Origin of the sequence: Priestia sp. 179-F W1.4 NHS (assembly GCF_045369295.1) — a bacterium.
GTDB lineage: Bacteria > Bacillota > Bacilli > Bacillales > Bacillaceae_H > Priestia > Priestia zanthoxyli.
This window is the reverse complement of sequence record NZ_JBIQFF010000017.1, coordinates 1-21,631: the sequence shown is the minus strand read 5'-3', so window position 1 is coordinate 21,631 and position 21,631 is coordinate 1. Positions and strand designations below refer to the sequence as shown.

Below are 21,631 nucleotides of genomic sequence, written 5' to 3'. Positions count from 1 at the left end.
TGTACGTACGGTTTGGAGGAAAGTACAGGAAAACCTGTCGTAGAAATGCGATAAGGCGTCAGGTGCTTATCCTACCACCAACATGCGAATGGCATTGATTACAGTCGCATTTCTGATGTATATATTCCTAGCTCTCGTTCCTTTGGAAAGAGTCAAATTTTATTCCGTGATTATACAAACCGAAAAGAAGTGGAGTTATTGCTGTTAGAACTCTTGGACGATGTTTGTTTTCGTTTGCGCATGCATCAAGCGGTGGCTCAAACGATCCATGTATCCATTGGATACAGCAAACAAACAGGTGGAGGCTTCTCTAGACAAAAGAAGATGGGGAGAGCTTCGAACTTAAGCCAGGATATCTTTCCGTATTGTTTAACCATGTTACATATCTATGATAGTGGCATGCCGATTCGCTCCATCGGTATTTCCTTATCCAACACTAGCATTCAAGAAGAAGAGCAAATGAGCTTGTTTGAGGACATTGATCAGCGTGAAAGAGCCTATGCTCTTGCCAAAACGATTGATGACATTCGGCTGCGTTATGGCAAGAATAGTGTACTACGTGCGTCTAGTCACCTTCCTCATTCAACAGCTCGTTATCGAAATGGTCTTATGGGTGGCCATAAAGCTTAAGGAGGAAAAAGAGATGGCACCTAGAGGAATGAAAAAATGGCGTCCATTCGCCACTATGCCAGAGCAATACATAGGGTTAAAAGAAATGATAAATAAGCAAGCAGAAGTAGCTCAACCTGTTTTAACAGAAGAGCAAATGGAACAGATGAATTTCACTTTAATTGAAGCCTTACATACAAATAAACAAGTGTACCTTACCTATTATAAGAGGGGCCAACGCATAACAGAGACAGGTTACATTCAGTTTGTTGATTCTCTAGGGGAATTATTTATTTTCATTGATGACGTATTTGAGTTAAAGAATAAAATGAAGTTAAGCGAGCTCATCGATGTTCGCTTGGCTTAGTTCCTGAAAACATCGTGTACAAGAATTATTTATTTGGGTGGGGGTACATTTATGTACAATTTTAGAGTCTACACGTTACGTGACGGGTCAAAGAGAATAATTAAACTAAAAGAAGGAGAATCATTTGAAGAGGAACTCCAAAGAGTCGGTATTCAAGAAACGCAAATTTTCCAGATGCAACTAGTGGAAAAACCAGAATAAATTTAACATAACCCTTTTATATAGATGTAATTGTGTTAGTCTAAGAAAAGCCAAATAGAAAAGAGTGATCAACCTGGAAGAAATAAAAGAGCAAGAAATAGATCTTGAGAAAGTGTATGACTACGTTGAATTTCCGGATAAAGTGAGTGGAAGATGCGATAATTGCAACTCATCTTACTTTAAAAGTTCAGTAAAAGGTGGCGTTTTCTTGCGCGAATGTCGAGAATGCAGCATGAAGAAGAGTATCTAAGTATAGAGGATTATATAGTAAAAGGAGAAGGTTTTTCCCCTTCTCCTTTTTATGTAAATGTAGTTGCGTTTACTCATTTTTAGAATCTAAAATATATACTTTACTACACTGCTGATGTCTTTTATTACAACCTACTTTGGAAGATAAGGCAGCCTTGTAATCGTTCTTCTATTACCCTTTAATTATTACCTATTACTGCCTGTTCTGTCATCGTGAAAGTACGAAGTTTACGAGGAATAAAAGCTCTTATCTCTTCTTCTTTATATCCGATTTGCATTATTTTACGATCTTGTATGATAATAGGTCGTTTAAGTATAAAAGGATGGCTCTTTATTAAATCATACAAATCCTGTAACGACAATGCATCTATCTCTATATTTAACTTTTGGGGAATCTTTGATCTTGTAGAAATAATCTCATCTGTACCCTTTTCTGTCATACTAAGAATAGTTTTAATTTCATCTTCTGTAATAGGTTCATACGATAGATTTCTCTCAATATAATCAATTTGATGTTCCTCAAGCCAAGCCATTGCTTTTCGGCAAGAAACGCAGCTGGTTGTCGTATATAGATGAATCATTTTTTACACCTCGTCTATATGTATTCTTTTCTATTTTTAATTAATCAATTTAGATAAAAGTATCTAGATTTCTAATAAGTAAGAGCCACTTGTATACTACAAGTGGCTCTTTGCTACGTTGAATACATTAGGTAGTTCACGTATCATTTCCGACACTATTATAACATAGTTTATATATCTGTTTAATGTATTTTAATTTAATATAACTGAAATATAAAACATATAATGTAGAATTCAATGCTAACCTTCTATATTTTATAAACTTGTTTCTCCAATTAGACAGCCTCTCTGCTATTTACGTGGGTATGTTCCTTATCCTTACTTAAAAATAGACCATAATGGTACAACTATTTATGTGGATACACACACCTAATTTTGGAGCTCCTGGTTTACAGGCAGAAATCTGCAAGATAATCGTCACCTATTATGAGGGCGTGTAAAATCTACCTTGTACTACACCCTTTACTCCTAATCCCTTTTTAAGGTTTTTATCTTACAAACAAAAAGTAATGTCCAAATAAAAAAGGAAGAATGGATATGTCATTCCTCCTTTACTAGATGAATCATATAGCTTTAACTTTCAACATGTAAGTATAATTACTCTTTGACCATCTTCACAAGCATATGAGCTAGGTGATGTTGCTCCTCTTCATTTCCAACTTTCCACAGCTCATGTAGTAAATATTGCTCCTCGTTTTGTGGTTCCTCATGTGTAGCTAAATAATCAGCTATTTTTTTAGCTGCCAAAGCCAGTTGTTCGTCATTTAATCCCAATTTTTCACCTTTTGTTACTTTATCTCCTAAATATGTTTTAAATTCGTTAAAGCTAGAAAGAATATGGTCTTTCTTTTCTTGACTCATCTCATTTAATTTGTTTTCCACTTTATTTTCAACAGTCCCCGTATTGTTATTCATCTTTGTATGCTCCTTCCAATTAAATAATATTGTTCTTATAAGGTAAATCCCCCAATAGCAAGTGTGTAAACATTTAATGCCATTTGAATGTGCTCTAGCAAAATTTATTGCTCTTAATCCCGCGATACTTATTATTCTCGTATGTATTCGCAGTAAAAATAGACTAAATGAAAAGGTGTCCTCATATATTGTGAAAAGACAGGCTATAGAGCTGAGGTGATAAAATGACACTATCAATTATTCATCTGGTGGTATTAGGAATCAGTCTTGCGGCACCTATAGGGCCGATTAAAATTGAGATGATTAAACGAAGGATCGTGGGTGGATTTTGGGCATCCTGGCTTATTGGTTTAGGAGGCGTCACAGGAGATTTACTTTTTCTTGTTGTCATCTATTTAGGTGCTGAGCATTTATTTGAACATCAGTTTATAGTTGTATCTACATATATGTTAGGTGGGTTTTTTCTTATTAAGTTGGGACTAAGTAGTTTATCTAAGAAGACTTCCTTAAAGAAAGATGATATGAAAACAACACTGTCTTCATGGCATCGAACATTTTGTATTGGCTTTTTGATGGCTTTATTAAACCCTTTAAACATTGTATTTTGGTTTGGGGTGTACGGAGCTACCTTGCAAGAACTGACACAGAAAGTGTCCTCTTCTCTTTCTTTTCTCTACAGTTTATTTATTCTAGTAGGGATTATCCTTTGGAATCTCAATGTTGCTTTTACTGTCCACTTTGGCCGCAATCTTCTTACTGATAAATTCTTACGAATTATTTCAGTTGTAGCTGGACTTGTCTTAATTTTATATGGAGTGCGTTTTATTTTTCACTTCTTTAAACTAATTTTTCATTTTGCCTAATTCAAAGATACTCATCTATATCGTAAAGGAGAAAATTGAGAGGTGACCAAAAACTGTTTATTTTTGCTGTTACATTACTAGTAACACTTGTCCTTCTAACTTTATTATGCGTGTTTATTTCTAAGAAGTTACGAAAGAGACTAACACGTAGAAGTAAGCAATGGTGGCTCATTATACACGTTCTATCTGTAATTATTTATTTTGGCGGCATTTTTGGACAACTCTTAGTAACAAGTTCAATGACTTTCTTTTCTGATCAATCGCAGATATACGTGGGAATACTATTTATTAGTTATTTTGACCATTATCTAACGATACCTGGCGCATTAGCCTCTTTATTCACAGGGATATGGTTAGCTCTGCGTACTCACTGGGGAGGCCTAACAAAATATTATTGGGTTCTGACAAAATGGATAGGTAACATGCTTGCAATTCTCCTGGGGTCATCAATTACGGGTAATGTCGTATATAATTTATTCCCCAAAATTCTTTCTAGTGATTTACATCCTTTCCAAAACCCTCTTTATTTTCAGAGTCGAAGAATGCTATTTGGGGGTATTTCAATAAGCTTTATCCTTCTGGCTTTTTTAGTCATTATTTCTTATATAAAACCTTGGGGCAAGAGAAAGGTTAACTGAGTTTTTTTTAGCGTACATATCTGCGGGTACAAAGTGTACTATAGGAAGAAGAAATCTAGTCATGATATACTATTGGTAATAACCATAAATACGACGGAGGGCATTATGACAAAACGATTAGATTTACGTGTTGACTTTGCATTTAAATCATTATTTGGCACCCATGGAAATGAATCCATTCTAGCTGCCTTTTTAAATGCTGCGCTTCGTTTTCCAGACGAAAAGAAGATTCAAACGGTTCAGCTGTTAGATCCGCATTTTAATAAAGAAAACCAAGAAGATAAACGTTCCATTCTGGACGTACACGCACAATTAGAAGATGGAAGCCGCGTTAATATTGAGATTCAGCTTAATAACAAACATGACATGGAAAAGCGAACCCTCTATTATTGGTCCAAGATGTATAACAGCCAAATGAAAGAAGGTATGGACTACGGAGAGCTTTGTAAAACCATCACCATCAATATTGTAAATTTCCGTTATTTATCTCATATTAATCATTATCATTCCACCTTCCAGTTATACGAACGTGAACAAAAATTACTCTTAACGGATATGATAGAAATTCATTTTATGGAACTACCTAAGTTATTGATTAAATGGCGTAACAGAGAGGTAGATCCACGAGAAGATCAACTTGTACGATGGTTATTATTGCTTGAAGCATCGGAAGATGAAGAAATCACTCAAGTATTGGAGGAGATTGCAATGCAAGAAGATCACGTGCTAAAAAAAGCGATAGATGAGTGGGAACGCGTAAGCCAAGATCCAGAAGTGTTATTAGCTTATGAAGCCCGAAGAAAAGCATTATTAGATGAGAAATCAGCTTTGAAAAGAGCTGAAAGGAAAGGAAAAGAAGAAGCTATAAAGTTAATGGCCATTGGAATGATTCAAGAAGGTATAGCGAGTAATATAATCAGTAAATTGACAGGTCTTTCTGTAGAAGAAATCGAAAATCTTCGTCATCAATAAATAGAAAAAAGAGCCGTACTTAAAAGGTACGGCTCTTTTTTCGAACATGGCAAATATTGATTTTCATTACAAGGAAATGAAACATCTAATACCACTTTTTACAGTGTCATTTGTTTCTAAAAAATAGTATAGGAAGCACGTAAGAAGATAATACATCCATTATTTACTATGTATGTACTTCTTCTACGATAGGAACTTTAAAAGAAACAAGGAGGTGACACAACATGGCAAACAACAAAAGCAGCAACAACAACGAGTTATTAGTATATGGTGCTGAACAAGCAATCGATCAAATGAAGTATGAAATTGCGAGCGAATTTGGTGTAAACCTTGGTGCTGACACAACTGCACGTGCAAACGGATCAGTAGGTGGCGAAATCACTAAGCGTCTTGTACAAATGGCTGAGCAACAACTTGGCGGAGGACGTTTCTAATAAAACTTTATAATAATGGCTGAAGGAAGAATGAACTTCATTCTTCCTTTTTTCGGTTATAAGATCCGCCTATTTATCGTATTTCAACACATCTAGAATGCTACTTATGTAAAATTAAAAAGCGATTCTCACTTTTTAGTTGGCTCCCCAGACATCTTGAGCAATTTTAATTATGTGACTAATTTTATTCCACTGTTCCTCTTCTGTTAATACATTTCCTTCTTCTGTACTTGCAAAGCCACATTGCGGACTCAATGACAAGTTAGCTAGAGGAACATACTGACTTGCTTCTTGAATTCTTTGCTTAATAACCTCAGTATCTTCTAGTGTAGGAAATTTAGATGTTACTAACCCTAAAACAACAGTTTGATTGTTACCTGTAAAGCTTTTTAATGGTTCAAAATCTCCTGAACGGTTATCATCATATTCAAGAAAAAGCCCATCTACATGTAAGTTAGTAAAGATTGCATCGGATATAGTATCATAGCCACCACTTGTGATATAAGTAGATCTAAAGTTTCCACGGCAAATATGCATAGTAATGAGCATATCTTCAGGCTTTTTAGAAATAGCATCATTTAAACAACTTACTCGAGTATTGATAATGTCTTTTACATCCATACCCAGCTTCTCAACAACCGCATTGATTCGTTCTTCAGAAACAAAATCAATCCACGAAGTATCGTCTAATTGTAGGTAACGGCAGCCTGCGTCGTAAAAGGCTTGAATCGCTTTCTGATAAGCAGCCACAGTATCATGATAAAATTGATCTCTGTTTCCATTGTAATATGTATCTTCTTGAATTCGAGTAAATAACATGTTTGGGCTTGGAAGTGAGAATTTAGCGACTTGGCTTCCATCACCATGGCGTTCGACAGCTCCTTTTAAAAACGTGAAATGTTCTACCATATAATGATGATTGAAGTCTACTTTACCTACTACCTTAATCGCGTTATTTTTGGTTTTTGCACCCTTGAATTGGCTGATATATTCTGTCTCAAACAGCTCTACACCTTCTAAGCCTGATAAGAAGTCCAAATGCCACCAAGAACGTCTAAATTCACCGTCCGTGATAGATTTAAGACCTACTTCAATTTGCTTCTGGACAAGCTTTTCAATTTCTTTATCCTCTACAGATTTTAGATCGGCTTCATTAATTGTACCATTTGCATACGCTTTTCTTGCTTCTTTAAGGGGAGTTGTGCGTAAAAAGCTGCCTACGTGATCAGCTTTAAATGGAGCCTTCACTAGTGTCTTTGTCATGAGTTTGTTTCCTTCTTTCTTTTTAAAATAAAAAACCTCTTCTTAAAAATAAGAAGAGGTTAATAATCGTTATGGGTTCTCTTCTTATCTTCAAGCAAATTGCTACTGGAATTGGCACAGTACTTTAACAGTCTGTTGCCGAGGCTTCCTAGGGCCAGTCCCTCCACCTCTCGAGATAAGAATATTCAATTTATTTAACTAGAAGAAATATTACACTTGTTTTCTTAGCTTGTCAACAAAAAATTGGAAAATCAGAAATAGCACATCTCTTATCTCATTACTTCCTCATTACCTACTACAGTAAGGGTTCTTCTTTGTTTTTGGTTTGGACAGGAAAGCTTATCGCAATAGCTACATAGTATTTAAAGAATTTGGCTCCATTACCTAATTGTTATTTATCTTCACCAATTGTATTCAAAAAATATCTGACTCCATTATACCTAGCCTCTTCATTGCACTTTGCAAGGAGCGCTATTCCTCACTTCTAATTTCTCTCTTTGATTCATTTCTTAGAGCGAATACGCTAAACCAATCTTTCATATAGTCACATCTTCTTACAAATACGAAAAGAGCAACCATCATATACTGGCTGCTCTCTCCTAGCAAAAATGCACTCACATCAATGTGAATGTGAACGTATTCATATTACAGCACTTCATTGATAAAAAAAGAAATAATTTCTATTTGCCTTTATACATAGTTAATCGTTCTTTTGCTAAATTAATTAATTCCTTTAACTCTTCAACAGATTGCTTGTTATTACAATCGTTTAATAAATCTATTGTATCTTGCAAAAATTGCTCTCTTCTTTTTACCCTTTTATATTCAGCCCTATATTCTTCTGCCATCCTTGCTGTTCGAGTAGACCCCTGACGAGGAGTGGGAACTTTTTCAAAATCTGAGGTACGAGATTTTTTATCTTTTTCATCAAGCATAGCGTTTTCTGGATTCCTATTCCTCAATCCTGATTGACCCAAAATACTCCTTGCAGCTCGTTCTCTTCCAATGGCCATTGTCATTTCCCCTCTCTGGAATTGAGATTTGAGATAAAACGTCTTGTACAGATTCAATAACAATAAAATAAACCCTTCTTTTGATAAGTTAAATTACTAATTTCAATTGATGCTTAGTTACTAGCTATTCCGTCTTTATTTCTATCCAACAATAAGAAGACTACCTTCCATTGGTAGTCTTCCTGCTGCTATAATTCTTTTACCTTATATGCAAAAGGTCACTTACTGCGTCCTTTAGTTTTCCATAGGTTCTTATTTTACTGAAGTCTATACCCAATTGAACGGCTGTTAAAGCAATTTCTGGACGGATACCTGTAATCGTTGTATCAATTCCTAGCAATTCTAACATGTTTACGACTTGAAACAATTCATTGGTCATCATTGTATCAATGGAAGGTACACCTGATAGATCAATGATTAGGCAAGACAATTCAAGGTCTTTTGCCTGCATCATAATTTTTCCCGCAAAGTCATTGCTCTTATAGTCATCGATCTGACCAATTATAGGAAGAACACCAACTGTATCTGAAATACTAATGATTGGTGTACTCAGTTCTGAAATTAGCTTTTTTTGAGCATATACTTGCGCCTCTGCTACTTGTCCATAATACATGGTAAAGAGTTCAATCATCCGGTCAAAGGCTTCGTTTAAGGTTCTGTTCCATAGAATAATATCTTGTTGTGTAATACTAGACTGATGGAGGCTTATAAATGCTTCAACCTTGTTAAGAAAAATAGCACGAAACTTTTTGAAATGACGGATACTCAGGTAAAGAGGATTCCCTAAGCGAGCTCGTTTGGTTGCAATCTCTTGGGCCCAACCACTAAGATTTTTAAAAGATCCATCCTTTAGGACCTTCACTATTGTACGGGTAAAATAGTGATTTTGTTCTCGAAGGTATTCAGTTACCTCTGGAGAAGCATCAGCTGTATAAACAGAATTCTCTTCTATCTCTCGAGAATCTAACCACTCTTGAGCCATTTCATTCACATGTTGTAATAAAAAATCATGTAATTCTTGAGTCATTTTATCCATAGCGTTTTCCCCTTTGGTGATAGATAACTTTATCTTTCCCTTTTATTGAGCACAGAAAACATAACTACTATTCAACACACGGATACTTATTTTAAGGTATGGTACGTTCATGCGAGGGAGCGTTTCTGGGGTACCTCTTTAGTTTTATAGACGAATTGCTTAAGTTAAAAAATAAAATGAGGTTAGTTTATTCTCAACTGAAATCCATTAATCCTGCTGTTTGTTAGGTGCCTTTTTATATGAATGCTAAAATATAAAAAGAGCAAGTAAATTTTAAAATTTATAATTGTTCCTATATAAAACATTTCACCTTGATTATTTTTAAAGGATAGTATCTGTTTGATCATGGTTTAGGTGAACCACAAAAAGAAAACCACTAGAATGGCTCTAGTGGTTTTCCTTTTTAAAAGTCGCTATATTCTTCTAAGTCGTCATCGTCTAATGAGCCAGATATATTTTCTAAATCTGCAATCTTTCCTTCTTTCAGTTGAGGAACCTTTGAAGGCTCTTCTTCTTTAAAAGTATTGCTTCCTACAAAACCCGTTGTTTGGGCTAATACCTTTAATTCAGATAGTTCATTCTTAATATGCTCAAACATTTCGTAAGTTTTTTTATCTTCCCTTGCTTTTCTTCCAGTAGATGAATCATCTAAATCACGTTGAATTAAAGACGAAATATAATCTCCTAACTTACGCGATTTAGCATATGTAGCCAGTTGATTATACACTTCATCACTCAATCGATTTGTCTTAATGGTAAACGCATTTTGGCGTTCTGACATCCTTATCACCTACGTTGTTAGGATTTAACGGCTTTTTTCTCTGCTGCTTGCTTCTTCTGAACGTAACCAATACTACGAATCTCTAAGCCAAATAAATTTAAATGGCGGCTATCTTGGGGCACCTTATGATACTTCTCTGTACGTTCTTCTCCAATTTTTTCACGCATACTATTCATGATAGCAACTTCTAAAGTAGGAGCTACCCCTCCACAGTACACATATTTACGCACTTTGTTCGCTGGAGGTGGTGCAACATCATTTAACTTAGCCAATAAGATCTCTACATATTCTCGAAGAGAAGACTTGATTGTATTTGTTAAATCAATGGATTCGCCTGTGTTTTCGTTTTTTAATACAAACTTTTGTTTGCCGTAGTTATCAAGAATAAATTGATCAAACGCACGTAAGTCTGTAAACAGTTCTAGGAATTTCTCTTTACGCAATTTATCGATATGCGCTAAATAAGGGATGCCTTCAATGCTTTGGAATGATTCACGACTATTGGCAGCTTTCAACCCTTCTGGTAGAATAACCACATCAATGGAACCACCACCAATGTCCACCATAACTGTTTCACATTCTACATACTCATTTGCATCTTCACGATCTTCAAGGGTTAAGTCTTTTTTTAAGGCAAAACGTGCACTTTCTCCCTCTTTTAAGCACGCACTTTCTTCTACTACTACCTTTAACGTATTTTCGAACCCAGGCGTATGCACCGTAAACGTATGGTCGCCTAAGAAACGATTAGCCATCGCTTTTTGAGCTGCACCAAATGTACTCTCTTTCTTAAGGAGCCAGATTGGTAGCATCGTAGAAAAGTAGTCAATTTCAATTGTGTTATCTTTTTTATCCTTAGCATGTAACGCATGGTAATAAGCAATAGCAGCTAAAAAGGTAATGTATGGAATATGGCTTGTAATTTTATTATGTAATTTATTAATGTGATTGTTGGCAAGTAATTGACTTGCAGCAATGTCACCAACTAAGAAATAGCGCTCTTTCTCGTCTCCTTGAATAGTTGTGGAAAGTAAGATACGCTTTTTAAATTCTTCTGGAGCTGTAACAGCATCTGTGAAAAAAGAATCTGCAGCTTCTTTTTGCAGTTCAACTACATTCGTTGGAAAATCGAATAAATATCCATCCATGATGTTCATATCAACAGAGTTTCCGCAATCTTTATTAAAACGTGAAATTTTCATTTCTATACACCTCATCTTTTAAGTTGAACTTATATTCAACTTATTGTACTTGATGTAGGATAAACATTCAAGATGTGAGAACAATTTAATTATCTACAAAAACTTACATCTATCAACAATTGAAGGAATTAAGTAGAGATTATATTTAAATACGATGTCCACCATTATCTTACTGAAAAATAGCAACACAACAACTGCAAAACCTACTGACTTGTCTTTTTTTTACGCTCAGAAACACAAGAAACTTTATTCTTTAATAAGGTAATATATAGTGAATCTTGTCTTTAAATGTCATCTTAGCTCTTTCTTTAAAACCTATTCTTTTATAAATTAGCTTGCTTTTTATTTTAGAAGTTATAACGATTAGATATCATTTAACAAAGAGATTTAATTTTCCTTATCAAGTAGTCACTTTTTCTATACGAATTTATAAAGTAAGGAATAGTTTAAAATTTTTTTCATTTTATGAATAACTGATTCTCCTTTTACACATGTTAACGTTACAACCAATAAAGGAGATGAATAAAATGGCAAACAATAAAAATAGCAACACAAATGAATTACTAGTATATGGTGCTCAACAAGCAATTGATCAGATGAAATATGAAATTGCTAGTGAGTTTGGTGTTAACCTAGGTCCTGATGCAACTGCTCGTGCAAACGGATCTGTAGGTGGAGAGATTACAAAACGTTTGGTACAAATGGCTGAGCAACAACTTGGCGGCGGACGCTTCTAAAATGGTCTCATAATAGGGACTAAAGGAAGAAGAAACATCGTTCTTCTCTTTTCTATGATTTAAATAATAAAAGGCACATGCATAATATGAAAAGCCTCCATCAATATCGATGGAGGCTTTTTCAGTAGAACATAACTTTTTTGCCCTTATGAGACCTTATCGTTATGTATCCCGGTTTATTTCGTTGAACCTGAACCATTTACAGTAGCCATACACACCATTGAAGTCTGCTTTAGCTCTGTACTCATCATATACCACCTTAACAGACAATAAAACCTATTTTTATACAATTTATGAAAATAGTAATTTTAAATGAAAATAATGTATAATAAAAACACCTTTAAAGATACATTTATTATATATCTTTTAGGACGAAAAATTACTTTAATGATAGCGATTTTACAATACCAACTTGTAATTCTACAAAAGAAAGCAACATATAAAGGTAAACAAATTCAAGTGAACATAAACAATTTTTAAAAACCTCACTCACAAATAATTTCATGTTATTGTCTCCTCTCCTCTATACGCCATTTTTTCGAATTGGCTTACATTTAAAGATCTCCACTTTAGACAATGCGATCTTTTTAACAGCAACTTAAGTAGTTTGAGTGGACAGATAATGAACTTTTATTTACCTAGTATTGATTCTGTTCGTTGTTTTTCTTTTCTTATCAAGATCCTCTCGAATTTCTCGTGTAAGAACACCCTCCTCTATTTTTTCTGCAATATCCATTAGCTCTTCAATATCAGAAAAAGAATACCTACGAATAAGTGAGGAATTCCTTTCAGGAAAGATAAGGTTTTGAGCTTCATAATAACGAATTTGTCTTTCAGAAAGCCCAGTCATTTCAGATACAGTTTTCATAGTCATTACTTTTTTTTCTCGATATGAACAATCCTTATTCAATTAGTTTCTCTCCTCTATACTATTTGGCTAAGTTCGCGATGCGTCAATTCTTATAGGTGGGGAATTTAGTTAATATATCTGAATTTTCAAATAATTAAATTTTACAGTATCAGTATATGATAAAAACATCTACAACTTGGTCATAACACCTGACATGCTAAATGCAATTATGAACGGATCCATGCTCTTTTTTTAAAATATAAGAAGTCTTACTCTTTAATTTCTTGCTGATCCTCAGATCCGTTCCACCCATCCTCTGAAACACTTTTAACTTCTCGTCCTTTCTGCATTAAATATTCGTGACTAGTACAGGTACCAGCATATAAAAATCCCATTCCTTCTTACATAATTAGCTACTCCTTACCTACTGCGGTAAGGGTTCTTTGTTATTTTTCGATTGGACAGGCAAGCTTACTGCAGTAGCTACATAGTATCTAAAGAATTATTACTGCGTTACCTAATCAGTAGCTAGTTCAGTATCGTTACCGCGTTAATACAAGCTTTATACGCCTAGTGAAGCCCTTCGTGGAACCTGTAAGGGAGCTGAGCCGAAGAGGCGAAGGGGGCGACCGGATGCGGTAAGCTGAAATAACTGAGACATAAAAGGCGAAAAAATAAAAAGAATGAAAGTAGGTATCAGCATGAGAAAAACGCATTATAGTACTTTTCAAAACTTCTTCCATAAACTATCCTCTAAATCTTCAACAAAACCTCGTCCCTTCAGGGCTTATTCCTTTGTTCCTTTTAGTCCACTAGCCATGCTTGACCCCACTATCTTAACCATAGGGGGCATTGTCTTAGGAATTGCAATCATTGAGCGAATATTAGAGCGATGGGGTGTCATTGATCTGGTCGATCATTTTTCAAAGATAATGCGCTTTATATTGCCTGTTACCTTCTATAGCGCCTTGATTTACTTTTTTGCGACATTTATGTTTTGAGGAGGAATGTTGATGTTTGAAAAACTAAAACTGCGTGGCCAACTGATTAAAGCGTTTCGTACGGCAGAGATTTACCGGATGGTGAAACGAGGAGACCGTACCTCTTATCTATTTCCAAAAATTCATCAAATCGATCACCATCATACGTACACCCGGTACGCCTTTTCCTTACTAAATGGCATTGACCCTGACCTTTTAAACAAAAAGAGATGGGCGTTACGCCAAGTATTAGGCAGCAATATCGAAATAAACGGCAGCTTAAAGAACTTTAGCATTACTGTTCATCACAAAAACCTCCCTAAGATGCTCAATTATAATTATGAAGCCATTCATCCCCATATTAAGAAAATGGAGCTTCCCGTGTGCATTGGTCAAGATATCTATGGAAACCCGGTTTCATGGGATTTTGCCGATTTAGAAACCTTACTGATTTCTGGCGAAATTGGAGCCGGAAAAAGCAGCCTCATGCGTGTGATCCTCACCACATGGGTGAAATATACCTCGCCTGATGATCTGCGATTAGTATTAGTGGATCTCAAACGAGCTGATTTGGGGCTGTTTCATGGAATTGAGCATGTGGATGCGCTTTGCTTTGAGGCCAAGGATATGAGGAAACCTTTTGCGTTATTACGAGCTGAAATGTATCGACGAGGCGATTTATTGTTGGAGCACGGCGTCACACACATCAGGAGGCTACCTTTTAAGCTGCCTCGGATTGTCGTGGTTGTAGATGAAATGAGCATAATCAAACGAGAAACGGATCTTGTAGAGATGATTCAACAGTTTGCCAGTCAAGGTCGAGCACTAGGTGTTCATACGATTATTGCGATGCAGCGTCCAGATGCCGATTTGTTGAATTCAGCACTCAAAGCAAACTTACGGGTTCGGATTTCTGGAAGGCAAGCCGACGCCACAAATGCAAAGGTGGCAGGTGTACTTGGGGCAGAGGAAATCGATGCCGCATCCAGGGGGCGCATGAAAATTAAAATTGATGATGTCAAAGAGTTTCAAGCCTACTTCTTAGATGAAGGAGCTTGTAAGGAAATACTTTCTCCTTATAAAACGCGCATAAAAGACCCTGAACCTGACCTAGAGGTCGTACCACAGTCCATCTTTGGATTATTAGAGAAGGAGGAGCAGCGATGAGTTTCCGTTTATCTCAACGTGATAAAGACATCATAGCGTTTATTAACCAGTTTCGAGCTGTGGATCGAGACTCATTAGTTGACCTCTTCTTTAAACAGCTTAAATCGCCCGTAAATGCGTGTAATAGTGTGATGGTACGTTTATATCGATTAGGACTCATTGAACGCACACAGCAGTATTCTCCGACCGTCTATTTACCTGTAGATGCCAAAATTAAAAAGAGCTCTCAAAAGATATTACATTTCCTTTCTATTTTAGATGTCTATAAACAAATGTATACGTATAGCACACCTAAACAGGTCATTGTTGAAGATAAGCCCACCGGGCGAAAAGGAGGGGTTGAACCGGATCTGTTTTGTATTTTTAAGGGATCTCCCTTTTGGATTGAAATTCAGAGAAATCAGTATTCCGAACAGAAAATGCAAGCGAAGATAAACCTTTATGAGGAGTTTTTCTTTTCAGATGAGTGGAAGGCTGTGCATTGGCAGCGAGAGGACCGATCACCCCTCTTCCCTTCCGTCATCTTGATTACGCCTGTTCGGTATGGGGTGTCTTCTGACCACATCCGCATTATACAAGTAGGCAGCATTCATGAATTGATGGAAAAATATAAAAGTTCTTCGAAACAAACGAAAGAAGCAAGGTTAAGGCCATCAGCTTCTTCTGGTGGAATAAAAATCAATTTAACGTAAAGTGCTAGAAATGTGTTTGTAATTACCTAAAAACGGGCTACCTTAAGACAATGAAAGGTAGCCTTTTTATGGACCTTTTATCGACAATTTGCAAAGGGCTCTGAAAACAGCTTAATTATTATGTAGAAGTAATGAATGCCGTGAGGAGACCAATCAATTTTGTAGGCTGGTATCAGGAGAAATTAATTCGTATAATAGAAGAGAATCAGTAGTACTACCAAGACAACTGGGGAGGTGAGCGAATATGAGTTTACGAGAGGAATTACTGGCGCAGGAATACGAGGAAAGAACAAAGCCAAGGGGGGTCGTATACTTCACAAGCGCTGACGGACAAGTTGTCGCTAAGACTTGCCGTGAATGCGGCGAATTAAAATATGCAAAGAACTATCATTATAAAAGCGATGGGTTCGGCCACCTTGGACCATACTGTAAAGTTTGCGTTTCTATTCGTGACCGAGATTATTACATTGAAAATAGAGAACGAGTAAAACGAGTTAAAAATGCTTATTACCATAGAAAAAGAGCAGAGCAACTTTCTTTTAATTTATTCGAAAATAACGAGTAGGATTACGGCGGCCAACAAGGTCGCTTTTTTGTTTACATACCGATAAATTGACTAGAAGCTACTTATTTGATTGGTTAATTACATGGTTTGAACACGCTTGAATGTAAAGAGGGGTTTAGGCTTTCCCTTTTTAAAACGATGTTTTTATCTACGGACTTTCTTTGACCAGTAAAATACATAGGAAGCAAGGTCAAGGGTTTTCCCTTCTTCTAGTGGAATTAAAATCAATTCAACATAAGCTAGCTATATCCGTAAACCAAGAAAAGCCCTTAATTAGTTAAGGACTGAAAGGACTCTTCTTCGTTACGAATAAGTAATGGCTTTATAGTGGAACCATCTAATTTATTCTATCATGTTTTCAGTATGAAAAGGAATTTTTATCCTTTATTGAAATGTTTTAAAGGTAAATACTATTGTTTAGAACAACCCTCTACAGATGTAACAAAAAGGAAGAATTAACATCTATTTTCTCATAAGAAAAAGCACCCTCATCGTTATTGGCATCGAAGAATAAGGGTGCTCCTTAGGAATTTAGGTTTTCTGTGCAAAAATATAATAAAGATTAGGTCCATCATTAGTATAACACATAAATTGAGAGGTTGTCATACAAATTTTATAGTATTAAAAGGGATTTCTATGAAAACTGAACCTATAAATAGGGAAGTAGCCTATATAAAATCGAAAAATGACTTAACTGTTTCAGGTGATTCAAATGGCCATTATCATTAACATTAATGCCATGTTAGCTAAAAGCAAAATGAATGTAACAGAACTACCGGAGAAAGTTTGTATTACGATATTCAATTTTTCTGTATTGAAAATATGGAAAAGCAAAAGCAGTTAGATTCTCAATAATTGAAGAGATCTGTAAGGAATCAAATCGCCAACCAAGAGATATCTTAAAATACCAAGAAGATAGGGAAAACACGACTAATACTTTGCTCCTTATACTTTCTTTTATCCCAACTACAAAGAAAAAAAGCTACCCTTAGGAAAGGTAGCTTTTTTTACACACATTACGTTTGCGAGTGGAGTTACAATGCTTATTAAGTAGTTTGTACAAATACAGCGCTACTATGTAACATTTTCACGATAATAAAAAGAAAATTGATTACAACAAAGGGTTCTCCCATATTCATTGGAAGAACCCTTTTTATTTATACTTTGTTATTTATTAGAATTTTGGTTTTTATTAGCAGAAGCTTGAGCGTTTTGACGTTTAACGTGTTGTACGTCAGTCTCGCTAGCAAATTCTGTACCGTATTTGCTAGAAGAAGCTTGAGCATTTTTTTGCTTCACATGTTGTACGTCTGTTCCTGAAGCAGTCTTGTTAGCGTATTTATTGTTTTCCATTACTATCACCTCCACAAGAATTAATATATCCAAGTGGCCGTTCAGTATCCTTAAAAATACTTGGTAAGAAAAACATAAAAAATTCATTCAAACTTGGGCACATTACTATCATATAAAAATCCATATTTAAAAGTACCAGACCAACTTTAAGTTAATTTAAACTGCTTTAAGGAGATTATTCAATTTTTGATGAGTAAAGTCACGCTCTTTTTCATTGGGTTTATTCATGGACATACTTCTTGCTCATCTCAGTTGGTGTTTTTTTTGAATGTTTTTAAATTGATAAAGTAAGCACCTTTTCTTACTAAAGCATTATTTAGTCATTATCTGCTAAATTTTTAAAGAATGTATTAGAAGGAAAGTTTACTCAAGAAGAAATAATCTCAAAAAGTGATAAAATTCTACAAGAAGCATACTAATTATTTAAAGGAATTAGAACTAAATGTTACTAATAGTCACATTTAGTAAAGTTTTTTTGTTTTTTATAATACATTTTATATTACCCATTGTCGTACACCATTCAAGAAACAAAAGCTTCGTGTTCAGTAGGTCTTTCCTTAGTACATAATGAGAAATTTAGAATGAACATTTCTGCTTCTTTTCAATTTCTCTCTACTCTCTCCACTTTATCAAATTGGGACTTTTATCTAATATGGATTCATATTGCTCCTTTATCCCATATTGAGCCTGCGGGTCATTGGCTAAATATCTTTTGTATTTTTCTAAGCGATATTCTAACTTGGACCAGCCATAATGTTTTACTCTTAAGCTAGATATGCTATTTGGCAATTGAAATATATTTTCGGGGAATCGCCCACAGTGCTGAGGAGTTTCCTTCCATACAAAAGAGAAATCCTTCCTGTATCGAACGAGAAACGGCCGATAGAAAAAATGAGCATACCAATATTCATCCTCACGATAATGGGTATTATTCCAAAAATCATAGAGCCTAAAAGAATAAAGATCATAATCCTCTTGTTCAAGAAGCTGGCTTACCTCTTGATTAAATTTATCTTCAAATAGTTCATCAGCATCTACATTTAAAATCCAATTAGGCTTTGTTTTGATTGTTTCGTCCCATTGCTGCTTTCGCAGCTCTACTTCGTTAGAAAATTTCGAAACTTGATTTTGCACAATTTTACATGGTACTGTTTTTAAAACTTCTCTACAAAGCTCCACTGAATTGTCTATACTCCCATCATCAATAATGACAGCATTATCAATATAGGGAAGGTGACTGGTTAAAGCTTCTCTCAAAAAACGATTCTCCTCATTTTTAATTACCATAGACAAGGTAAGTGTTGGTTTTGTAGGAATACATACATTAATGTTCAAATGAGCATTTTTGTGTCTATTCATGCTTTTGTTAAGAAATTCTTTTCCCCCTTCTATATCTGTATCTCGATAAATATGGTAGGCAGGATAATGTGTATCTACATGTAGGGAAAGACCTATTGCAGCTGCACGTATGCAAAAATGGCGATCCTCTCCCCAAAATGTTAAATTGGGTATTTTGCTAAAGTTAACTCCTTTTTGAAGAGCATGCTGTGAAATAAGAGTGCAGGCACCAAGTCCTCCTACCTCATAAACTCCAGGGTTTCTCATTTTCGTTATGAATTCTTGATAACGGACATTTATTTGTTCTGTAGATAACTGCTCTCCTAGTTGTTTATTGTATTGGATATATTCATCGTAAAGCCACACTTGTGGTTGCTCCATTGAATCTAGTTGCCATTTTGTCCAAAAAATTTCAGAAATAATATCTTTTTCTTGTTTTACTAAATGAACAACAGTTTGTGGACATAACAACAAATCGGAATCTACAAAAAATAAATAATTATAGTTTTTTTCTTGTGCGTATCTAATAATTAAATTTTTAAAATTAGCTACTTTCCACACTAGACGTTCATTCCAGTAATGAGTCTGCTCATCCTTCGAATAAACATCTTGAAAGGATGATTTTTCAATCATTACTGATTCAATGCACTTTTGGAATTGTATGAGAAGACGACTTGAATCTACATTTGCGTTATCATCTATGAAATAGAAATGTATTAGTAATTCCTCTTTTTTGAGTTGCTTTAAAGACTCTAAGAATAAACTTAAAATTTCTGGTTTTTGATGCACAGGACTTGCGATCAGTACCGTTTGTTTATGACTCACTTCCCACACCGTCTTCTATAAGAATTTTTGTTTCTAAGTAACTTTTGTTATGCATGTATTTAGGATCGTTAGGCCTGTAAGCACCTGCGGATTCATTGTGGTAATTTGCTTTCTTATAGTCTCCTAAAGCATCGTAACAAACACAGAGTTGAATATGGGGAATCCATGTAGAGTAGAGATAATTGTGAATTCCGTAATTTTCTTGGGAAACCTCGGTTTTTGTTGCTAGGTCATACCAGAAAACAGCCGAATGGTAGTCTTTTTTTTCAATAAAGAAGTAAGCCAATCTGCAACAGATTTCTGGTCTAGGAGCAGCGTAAGTAAAGGAGCGTAGTAAGGATTCCATCATTTTTTCTTTATCCAAAACCTCGTAATAGCAATCAGCTAAGTTTCTACACGTTGCAATATTATCTTCAACCCATCCCTTCTCTGTTAAAAGGAACCGTTCATAAAAGTTAATTGCTCTTGCAATTTGACCATGATCTTTTAATTCATTTGCAAAATAATATAGATCTCTGGGAGAAAACTCTACACCGTTCAGTAAATTTTTTTCATAAATTTTCAAATTTCGTTCAGAATCATGATGAATACTTTTATGAGTTATAGCCACCTCACTATTGATAATGTTCCCCCATACCTCAAGGTATTCATGGACAAAACCAATCCATTGAAACCCTCTACTTCTCCTTACTAACCTATTTCTTCTTAAACTCGTTGTAACATTACCATATTCATCAGTCGATAGAATATATTTCATCGTAATGGAATCAACATTAGAGTCTAGATTTGTTTTTAATTCTAAAAACTTTTCTTGATCTTTTTCTAGCAACACATCATCTGCATCTAACCATAAAATATAATCTTTCGTGGCCTTCTGAAATGCATAGTTACGTGCAGCTGAAAAATCATCAATCCATTTAAAGTCATAAATGCGATTTGTATAGCGTCTAGCAATTTTTTTAGTTTGGTCACTTGATCCTGTATCAATAACATTTATTTCATCTACTAATTGGTAAAGGCTCTCCAAACACCTCCCAAGCGATTCTTCTTCATCTTTAACAATCATACATAAACTGATAGAAATCATTTCTTATCCCTCCTATAAACTTTTAGTAAATACACGAAGAAACGTTAAATTGTTATTCTCTCAGTATGCATTTACTTGTTTTTTAGATACTAATTTCAAACTCTATTAAATAAATAGCTATTAATTTGAAATATTTTTTAATATTTATAATAACTATGTATAGATAATTGTAAAAGATTCCTTTTAAAGTATAATTATTCTTTTTAAACTTTGTACTAATAAGGCATTGTTAAGCTAAAATATAAAATTGCCTAGATTGGGTTTGTAATGAGTTATTTATTCTTGAATAAAGGAGGATTAAAATGGCTTATAAGCGTGCATTTAAAGTTAGATATTTTAGTTCTGATGATGATACTAATTACTACAAAAAGAAAAATATTAAAAAAATGGATTGTATAGATATTAGAGATTCTCAAGTTAAAAGGTTACTTACTATTTTAGATAGCTTAAAAAGAGAAATTCCGCTGATTCTAAAGAACCCCACTTCAAAAAATATCAATACTATCTCCAATTCACTGAACCACCTTATTATCTTTTTACATGAATTAAAACCTAATTGTTCAGTAACTAAGCATTTAATTAGCACGGTCCAAAATTTATTATCTGCCTTAACAATAAGATGGTCTCCTCCAGTAAAGTTAATCCAAACACTAATTAATAGATTAAATATGCTTATTACTCTTTTGTGCTTAAATAAAGAAACACACTTTCTATTCTTCAAAGTCTTAACACAAATTGAAGTCATTTTAGCTCACTACCCTTCAACAGGTCCTACCGGAGTGACTGGGCCTACTGGAGCTACAGGACTCACTGGAGCTACAGGTCTTACCGGAGTAACAGGTTCTACTGGAGCTACAGGCCCTACTGGGACTGCAGGGATTACTGGAGTTACAGGCCCTACTGGGACTGCAGG

General features: G+C 35.0%; 24 protein-coding genes, 1 pseudogene and 1 riboswitch. Of the genes and pseudogenes, 14 read left to right on the top strand and 11 right to left on the bottom strand.

Annotation, left to right across the window (positions count from 1 at the left end; translation table 11 throughout):
* Nucleotides 1-93 precede the first annotated feature (93 nt).
* The 4 genes from ACH0CI_RS26445 to ACH0CI_RS26430 all read left to right on the top strand — a co-directional run bounded on the left by ACH0CI_RS26445 (nucleotide 94) and on the right by ACH0CI_RS26430 (nucleotide 1,427).
* Complete coding sequence (locus ACH0CI_RS26445; protein WP_406902463.1) at nucleotides 94-630, top strand: DinB/UmuC family translesion DNA polymerase; 537 nt, start codon at nucleotides 94-96, stop codon at nucleotides 628-630.
* A 13-nt stretch (nucleotides 631-643) separates the two neighbouring features.
* Nucleotides 644-976, top strand: coding sequence for a YolD-like family protein (locus ACH0CI_RS26440; protein ID WP_048018809.1), 333 nt, complete (start codon nucleotides 644-646; stop codon nucleotides 974-976).
* A gap of 51 nt (nucleotides 977-1,027) precedes the next feature.
* Nucleotides 1,028-1,177 (top strand): hypothetical protein, encoded by a 150-nt coding sequence (locus ACH0CI_RS26435; RefSeq protein WP_165573119.1) that lies wholly within the window; start codon nucleotides 1,028-1,030, stop codon nucleotides 1,175-1,177.
* Nucleotides 1,178-1,250: 73 nt separating this feature from the next.
* Nucleotides 1,251-1,427, top strand: coding sequence for a DUF8096 family protein (locus ACH0CI_RS26430; protein ID WP_465903530.1), 177 nt, complete (start codon nucleotides 1,251-1,253; stop codon nucleotides 1,425-1,427).
* Nucleotides 1,428-1,605: 178 nt separating this feature from the next.
* On the opposite strand, the gene spxA is transcribed toward ACH0CI_RS26430, so the two are convergent.
* Both spxA and ACH0CI_RS26420 read right to left on the bottom strand, forming a co-directional pair.
* Complete coding sequence (gene spxA, locus ACH0CI_RS26425; protein WP_098113978.1) at nucleotides 1,606-2,007, bottom strand: transcriptional regulator SpxA; 402 nt, start codon at nucleotides 2,005-2,007, stop codon at nucleotides 1,606-1,608.
* A 597-nt stretch (nucleotides 2,008-2,604) separates the two neighbouring features.
* The gene (locus ACH0CI_RS26420) at nucleotides 2,605-2,922 is read right to left on the bottom strand and encodes a DUF3243 domain-containing protein (protein WP_098113979.1); all 318 of its coding nucleotides are present in this window, start codon (nucleotides 2,920-2,922) and stop codon (nucleotides 2,605-2,607) included.
* Nucleotides 2,923-3,146: 224 nt separating this feature from the next.
* Here ACH0CI_RS26420 and ACH0CI_RS26415 point away from each other — a divergent pair, with 224 nt between their 5' ends.
* The 3 genes from ACH0CI_RS26415 (at nucleotide 3,147) to ACH0CI_RS26405 (ending at nucleotide 5,829) form a co-directional block, all read left to right on the top strand.
* On the top strand, nucleotides 3,147-3,785 hold the full coding sequence (locus tag ACH0CI_RS26415; protein WP_406902462.1) for a LysE family transporter: 639 nt from the start codon (nucleotides 3,147-3,149) through the stop codon (nucleotides 3,783-3,785).
* Between the two features lie 743 nt (nucleotides 3,786-4,528).
* Nucleotides 4,529-5,395 carry an Rpn family recombination-promoting nuclease/putative transposase gene (locus ACH0CI_RS26410; RefSeq protein WP_406902461.1) on the top strand — a complete coding sequence of 289 codons (867 nt, stop codon included), beginning with the start codon at nucleotides 4,529-4,531 and terminating at the stop codon, nucleotides 5,393-5,395.
* 224 nt (nucleotides 5,396-5,619) lie between these two features.
* Entirely contained in the window at nucleotides 5,620-5,829 is a 210-nt protein-coding gene (locus ACH0CI_RS26405; RefSeq protein ID WP_013084404.1) for an alpha/beta-type small acid-soluble spore protein, read from the top strand.
* 135 nt (nucleotides 5,830-5,964) lie between these two features.
* Here ACH0CI_RS26405 and ACH0CI_RS26400 read toward each other — a convergent pair whose 3' ends face one another.
* From ACH0CI_RS26400 to ACH0CI_RS26380, 5 genes are all read right to left on the bottom strand, one after another.
* Nucleotides 5,965-7,092 carry a 5-methyltetrahydropteroyltriglutamate--homocysteine S-methyltransferase gene (locus tag ACH0CI_RS26400; protein ID WP_099000197.1) on the bottom strand — a complete coding sequence of 376 codons (1,128 nt, stop codon included), beginning with the start codon at nucleotides 7,090-7,092 and terminating at the stop codon, nucleotides 5,965-5,967.
* 81 nt (nucleotides 7,093-7,173) lie between these two features.
* A riboswitch (SAM riboswitch) is annotated at nucleotides 7,174-7,274 on the bottom strand.
* A 498-nt stretch (nucleotides 7,275-7,772) separates the two neighbouring features.
* Nucleotides 7,773-8,105 carry a hypothetical protein gene (locus ACH0CI_RS26395; protein WP_048022170.1) on the bottom strand — a complete coding sequence of 111 codons (333 nt, stop codon included), beginning with the start codon at nucleotides 8,103-8,105 and terminating at the stop codon, nucleotides 7,773-7,775.
* 199 nt (nucleotides 8,106-8,304) lie between these two features.
* Nucleotides 8,305-9,141 carry an STAS domain-containing protein gene (locus ACH0CI_RS26390; RefSeq protein WP_099000198.1) on the bottom strand — a complete coding sequence of 279 codons (837 nt, stop codon included), beginning with the start codon at nucleotides 9,139-9,141 and terminating at the stop codon, nucleotides 8,305-8,307.
* A 403-nt stretch (nucleotides 9,142-9,544) separates the two neighbouring features.
* On the bottom strand, nucleotides 9,545-9,922 hold the full coding sequence (locus ACH0CI_RS26385) for a hypothetical protein (protein ID WP_098113983.1): 378 nt from the start codon (nucleotides 9,920-9,922) through the stop codon (nucleotides 9,545-9,547).
* Nucleotides 9,923-9,939: 17 nt separating this feature from the next.
* Nucleotides 9,940-11,124, bottom strand: coding sequence for an Alp7A family actin-like protein (locus ACH0CI_RS26380; protein WP_098113984.1), 1,185 nt, complete (start codon nucleotides 11,122-11,124; stop codon nucleotides 9,940-9,942).
* 527 nt (nucleotides 11,125-11,651) lie between these two features.
* Between ACH0CI_RS26380 and ACH0CI_RS26375 the strand changes: the two genes are divergently transcribed.
* Entirely contained in the window at nucleotides 11,652-11,861 is a 210-nt protein-coding gene (locus tag ACH0CI_RS26375; RefSeq protein ID WP_047934289.1) for an alpha/beta-type small acid-soluble spore protein, read from the top strand.
* Between the two features lie 634 nt (nucleotides 11,862-12,495).
* On the opposite strand, the gene ACH0CI_RS26370 is transcribed toward ACH0CI_RS26375, so the two are convergent.
* Nucleotides 12,496-12,735, bottom strand: a complete 240-nt coding sequence (locus ACH0CI_RS26370; RefSeq protein ID WP_048022390.1) for a MerR family transcriptional regulator — start codon at nucleotides 12,733-12,735, stop codon at nucleotides 12,496-12,498.
* A gap of 677 nt (nucleotides 12,736-13,412) precedes the next feature.
* On the opposite strand from ACH0CI_RS26370, the gene ACH0CI_RS26365 reads away from it, so the two are divergent.
* From ACH0CI_RS26365 to ACH0CI_RS26345, 5 genes and pseudogenes are all read left to right on the top strand, one after another.
* Nucleotides 13,413-13,712, top strand: a complete 300-nt coding sequence (locus ACH0CI_RS26365) for a hypothetical protein (RefSeq protein ID WP_099000200.1) — start codon at nucleotides 13,413-13,415, stop codon at nucleotides 13,710-13,712.
* A gap of 78 nt (nucleotides 13,713-13,790) precedes the next feature.
* The gene (locus ACH0CI_RS26360; RefSeq protein WP_235918804.1) at nucleotides 13,791-14,858 is read left to right on the top strand and encodes an FtsK/SpoIIIE domain-containing protein; all 1,068 of its coding nucleotides are present in this window, start codon (nucleotides 13,791-13,793) and stop codon (nucleotides 14,856-14,858) included.
* Complete coding sequence (locus tag ACH0CI_RS26355) at nucleotides 14,855-15,550, top strand: hypothetical protein (protein ID WP_099000202.1); 696 nt, start codon at nucleotides 14,855-14,857, stop codon at nucleotides 15,548-15,550. Before ACH0CI_RS26360 ends, ACH0CI_RS26355 begins: the two co-directional genes overlap by 4 nt.
* Before the next feature lie 244 nt (nucleotides 15,551-15,794).
* Nucleotides 15,795-16,115 carry a hypothetical protein gene (locus tag ACH0CI_RS26350; protein WP_099000203.1) on the top strand — a complete coding sequence of 107 codons (321 nt, stop codon included), beginning with the start codon at nucleotides 15,795-15,797 and terminating at the stop codon, nucleotides 16,113-16,115.
* Between the two features lie 712 nt (nucleotides 16,116-16,827).
* Nucleotides 16,828-17,107, top strand: a pseudogene (locus ACH0CI_RS26345) (helix-turn-helix domain-containing protein).
* A 175-nt stretch (nucleotides 17,108-17,282) separates the two neighbouring features.
* Here ACH0CI_RS26345 and ACH0CI_RS26340 read toward each other — a convergent pair.
* The 3 genes from ACH0CI_RS26340 to ACH0CI_RS26330 form a co-directional block, all read right to left on the bottom strand.
* Entirely contained in the window at nucleotides 17,283-17,468 is a 186-nt protein-coding gene (locus ACH0CI_RS26340; RefSeq protein ID WP_099000204.1) for a gamma-type small acid-soluble spore protein, read from the bottom strand.
* Between the two features lie 612 nt (nucleotides 17,469-18,080).
* Entirely contained in the window at nucleotides 18,081-19,631 is a 1,551-nt protein-coding gene (locus ACH0CI_RS26335) for a glycosyltransferase (RefSeq protein ID WP_406902460.1), read from the bottom strand.
* The gene (locus tag ACH0CI_RS26330; RefSeq protein WP_155008833.1) at nucleotides 19,621-20,718 is read right to left on the bottom strand and encodes a tetratricopeptide repeat-containing glycosyltransferase family 2 protein; all 1,098 of its coding nucleotides are present in this window, start codon (nucleotides 20,716-20,718) and stop codon (nucleotides 19,621-19,623) included. The genes ACH0CI_RS26335 and ACH0CI_RS26330 overlap by 11 nt, the downstream gene beginning before the upstream one ends.
* Nucleotides 20,719-21,020: 302 nt before the next feature.
* Here ACH0CI_RS26330 and ACH0CI_RS26325 point away from each other — a divergent pair.
* Nucleotides 21,021-21,631 (top strand): collagen-like repeat preface domain-containing protein (locus tag ACH0CI_RS26325; protein ID WP_406902459.1); only part of this gene is annotated, 611 nt, incomplete at its 3' end.

Coding starts and splice junctions, on each gene's coding strand:
- ACH0CI_RS26400 (WP_099000197.1), bottom strand. CDS start 7,092: ATGACAAAGACACTAGTGAAGGCTCCATTTAAAGCTGATCACGTAGGC.
- ACH0CI_RS26385 (WP_098113983.1), bottom strand. CDS start 9,922: ATGTCAGAACGCCAAAATGCGTTTACCATTAAGACAAATCGATTGAGT.
- ACH0CI_RS26360 (WP_235918804.1), top strand. CDS start 13,791: ATGGTGAAACGAGGAGACCGTACCTCTTATCTATTTCCAAAAATTCAT.
- ACH0CI_RS26405 (WP_013084404.1), top strand. CDS start 5,620: ATGGCAAACAACAAAAGCAGCAACAACAACGAGTTATTAGTATATGGT.
- ACH0CI_RS26340 (WP_099000204.1), bottom strand. CDS start 17,468: ATGGAAAACAATAAATACGCTAACAAGACTGCTTCAGGAACAGACGTA.
- ACH0CI_RS26350 (WP_099000203.1), top strand. CDS start 15,795: ATGAGTTTACGAGAGGAATTACTGGCGCAGGAATACGAGGAAAGAACA.
- ACH0CI_RS26330 (WP_155008833.1), bottom strand. CDS start 20,718: ATGATTTCTATCAGTTTATGTATGATTGTTAAAGATGAAGAAGAATCG.
- ACH0CI_RS26380 (WP_098113984.1), bottom strand. CDS start 11,124: ATGAAAATTTCACGTTTTAATAAAGATTGCGGAAACTCTGTTGATATG.
- ACH0CI_RS26415 (WP_406902462.1), top strand. CDS start 3,147: ATGACACTATCAATTATTCATCTGGTGGTATTAGGAATCAGTCTTGCG.
- ACH0CI_RS26390 (WP_099000198.1), bottom strand. CDS start 9,141: ATGGATAAAATGACTCAAGAATTACATGATTTTTTATTACAACATGTG.
- ACH0CI_RS26410 (WP_406902461.1), top strand. CDS start 4,529: ATGACAAAACGATTAGATTTACGTGTTGACTTTGCATTTAAATCATTA.
- ACH0CI_RS26370 (WP_048022390.1), bottom strand. CDS start 12,735: ATGACTATGAAAACTGTATCTGAAATGACTGGGCTTTCTGAAAGACAA.
- ACH0CI_RS26375 (WP_047934289.1), top strand. CDS start 11,652: ATGGCAAACAATAAAAATAGCAACACAAATGAATTACTAGTATATGGT.
- ACH0CI_RS26440 (WP_048018809.1), top strand. CDS start 644: ATGGCACCTAGAGGAATGAAAAAATGGCGTCCATTCGCCACTATGCCA.
- ACH0CI_RS26420 (WP_098113979.1), bottom strand. CDS start 2,922: ATGAATAACAATACGGGGACTGTTGAAAATAAAGTGGAAAACAAATTA.
- ACH0CI_RS26365 (WP_099000200.1), top strand. CDS start 13,413: ATGAGAAAAACGCATTATAGTACTTTTCAAAACTTCTTCCATAAACTA.
- ACH0CI_RS26355 (WP_099000202.1), top strand. CDS start 14,855: ATGAGTTTCCGTTTATCTCAACGTGATAAAGACATCATAGCGTTTATT.
- ACH0CI_RS26395 (WP_048022170.1), bottom strand. CDS start 8,105: ATGGCCATTGGAAGAGAACGAGCTGCAAGGAGTATTTTGGGTCAATCA.
- spxA (WP_098113978.1), bottom strand. CDS start 2,007: ATGATTCATCTATATACGACAACCAGCTGCGTTTCTTGCCGAAAAGCA.
- ACH0CI_RS26435 (WP_165573119.1), top strand. CDS start 1,028: ATGTACAATTTTAGAGTCTACACGTTACGTGACGGGTCAAAGAGAATA.